This is a genomic window from Streptococcus sp. HMSC076C09, assembly GCF_001837905.1.
GTDB classification, from domain to species: Bacteria; Bacillota; Bacilli; order Lactobacillales; family Streptococcaceae; genus Streptococcus; species Streptococcus parasanguinis_I.
This window is the reverse complement of sequence record NZ_KV834623.1, coordinates 1-2,804: the sequence shown is the minus strand read 5'-3', so window position 1 is coordinate 2,804 and position 2,804 is coordinate 1. Positions and strand designations below refer to the sequence as shown.

At 38.4% G+C, this 2,804-nt stretch carries 3 protein-coding genes and 1 pseudogene; all 4 read left to right on the top strand.

Going from position 1 to position 2,804, the window contains the following annotated elements; genetic code table 11:
• The first annotated feature begins 149 nt into the window (after positions 1 to 149).
• The 4 genes and pseudogenes from HMPREF2704_RS02570 (at position 150) to HMPREF2704_RS02560 (ending at position 2,586) form a co-directional block, all read left to right on the top strand.
• Entirely contained in the window at positions 150 to 641 is a 492-nt protein-coding gene (locus tag HMPREF2704_RS02570; protein ID WP_070845563.1) for a nucleotidyltransferase, read from the top strand.
• A 93-nt stretch (positions 642 to 734) separates the two neighbouring features.
• A pseudogene (locus tag HMPREF2704_RS10700) lies at positions 735 to 899 on the top strand (VOC family protein); the annotation flags it as partial.
• Positions 900 to 917: 18 nt separating this feature from the next.
• Positions 918 to 1,238, top strand: coding sequence for a TfoX/Sxy family protein (locus tag HMPREF2704_RS02565; protein ID WP_070845560.1), 321 nt, complete (start codon positions 918 to 920; stop codon positions 1,236 to 1,238).
• Between the two features lie 304 nt (positions 1,239 to 1,542).
• Entirely contained in the window at positions 1,543 to 2,586 is a 1,044-nt protein-coding gene (locus tag HMPREF2704_RS02560; protein WP_070845558.1) for a DMT family transporter, read from the top strand.
• Positions 2,587 to 2,804: the final 218 nt, after the last annotated feature.

Genomic DNA, 2,804 nt, shown 5'->3' with positions numbered 1-2,804 from the left:
TCCCATAATTCCACTAAATGATCATTCCTGTCTTATATTAGATAAACTTGGAAACATAATTGAGAAAATTGGCTAGTTTTCATTATCTAAATCTTGTTTTAGGTAACTAAAGTGTAAACGAACATTTATATGAAAGGTTTAGAGTAAACATGAGTCTCTTATTTGAAGAATTTAAAACCATTTGTTTCCATTTAAATCGAGTCGGAATTACACCGACACTGATGGGGTCTTTGGGATTGGAGTTTAGAACGAAAGAAAATTGGGGACCGTCTGACATTGACATTCATGTGCCTGGTGACCCTAGAGGTTGGGAAGCACCTGATCATCTCAGAATTTATGACTGGGACAAGATAATGAAAGTGATGAAAGACTTAGGCTACGTCTTAATAGACATTCATGAGCATGAATTCCAAAAGGATAGAGTGAGTGTTGAATTTGGAAGTATCGATTCCTTACCTGATTTTGCAGGAGTTTCGGAATCGGATATAGAGCTTATTCACATTGAAGGCATCACTTTTCGTCTTCCAAGTCTGGAGCAGTATCTAAGTATTTACAAAGCTTCTTCTCAAGACTCCTATCGAAATGATCACAATAACAATAAGGATTTTAAAAAGATCGAGTGGCTGGAAAGACATTTGTAAATTATCATATGAAAAGTAGTAAGTTGTAAGACTGGCTGCTATGTTATTTTTATTATCATTTTATTGCTTATTTAATTTATACTATATTGGCTAGTAATAGAATTAGTAAAATCAGGTGGAAAAATTGTAAAAGAGCCACAGGGACTTTTCTGGGGTAGATATCAAGCATATTTTTCGGAATTAGATGGATATTATTGGGAGGTTTCTTGGGGACCCAATTTTCAATTTGATGAAAATGGACTATTGAAATTTTACTAATTAAGGGAGATAGCAAAAATGGCTTCAAGTAAAGAATATTTAGATTTCATTTTAGAACAATTGTCCGAGTTGGAAGAAATATCATATAGAGCAATGATGGGTGAGTATATAATTTATTATCGAGGGAAAATCATGGGTGGAATTTATGATGATAGATTTTTAGTGAAGCCTGTCAAATCTGCAATAGCGTATATGCCGAATGTAGAATACGAATTGCCGTATGAAGGTGCAAAGGAAATGCTATTGGTAGATGATGTTGACAACAAAGAATATTTAACCGGCTTATTTAATTCAATGTATGATGAGTTACCTGCACCAAAACCAAAGAAAAAGAAATAATAAAACCTCAGTTTATCTAGATAATACCATTTAACGATAACCTTATGCGATCGTTAAAAAGTATGTGAATATGTTCTCGGTGACTGCGCATGTCGAGTGTATGAGCTTGTTGGTAAAACGTAGCTAAACCTCTCGCTTTGATATTTCAAGGCGAGAGGTTTCAAAGCTCCACTGGAGCTTTGAACTCCCCAAACCTTTTGAGTTCTAAGCGAATTCCTGTTTGGATGGAGTGATACTTTGGTTTGGATCTGGGCTGTGATATAGATGCCATGACCAGAATTAATGAAATAGAGGAGTAAAATTGATGGAGCAAAATAAGCTCAAAGCAATTATGTTTGCCTTTCTGGCAGCTGTTTTTTATGCCATAAATGTACCGATATCAAAGGTTCTTTTGCAGCATGTGGGCCCGACTACAATGGCAGCATTGTTGTATCTTGGTGCTGGGATTGGTATTGGGATGATGTCACTCTTTAATAAGAAGGACAGGGAGAAAGCTGAGAGCCTGACAAAGGCGGAACTTCCTTATATTGTCGGAATGATTGTTCTCGATATTGCTGCACCGATTTTTCTGATGCTTGGAATCAGCTATGGTTCCTCAGCTAATGCCTCGCTTCTTGGGAATTTTGAAATTGTGGCGACGACGGTCATTGCACTGATTCTCTTCAAAGAAGCTGTAACCAAAAGATTATGGGTAGCTATTGGGCTAATCACCCTGTCAAGCATCTTACTGTCGTTTGAAGGAACAGACAGCTTTCATTTCTCTTATGGTTCTTTGCTGGTAATCATGGCTACCGTTTGCTGGGGTCTTGAGAATAACTGCACCAGAGAGCTATCATCAAAGAGCACCTATCAAATTGTCATGCTAAAAGGCCTATGCTCAGGTCTTGGCGCTCTGGTCATTTCCCTTATAAAAAAAGAGACTTTTCCAGGATTTGGCTATATCGCCATTGCCTTGGCTTTAGGTTTTGTGGCTTATGGACTCAGCATTTTCATGTATGTGAGAGCCCAGAATGTTCTTGGAGCAGCTAAAACTAGTGCCTATTATGCTGTCAATCCCTTGATCGGAGCTCTCCTTGCTTTTGTATTTTTAAGTGAATCCTTATCCTGGATGTATGTGATCGCCTTGATCGTGATGGTCATTGGTTCTGCTTTAGTGGTAGTCGATACGCTTATTCGCCAACATGACCATGAACACCAGCATGCATTCACGCATACCCATGGCGGAAGTACCCACACGCATACGGTAAGGCATTCGCATGTCCACAAGCACTATCTAACAGAAGAGAAGCACAGGCATCGTCATTCTATCGAGGAACTAGAGTGTCTAGGAGAGGAAAAAGATAGGTAAAAGCAAATAGAAGACAGGCTATTACGAGAGGCTGATATGAAATCAGAATGAGCTGCCTTTGTTCTGAAATTCGGTAGATGCGAAGAGTTTCTGAGAGCTATCGGTAAAACTTGTATGGACAGATTAAAAGTTGGAGTACCATCTTTGCCTCGTTTTTGAGAAAGGACAAAGAAAAAATGGAAGCACAAATTTTTTTGATGGGTGGAAATCCGCCGATA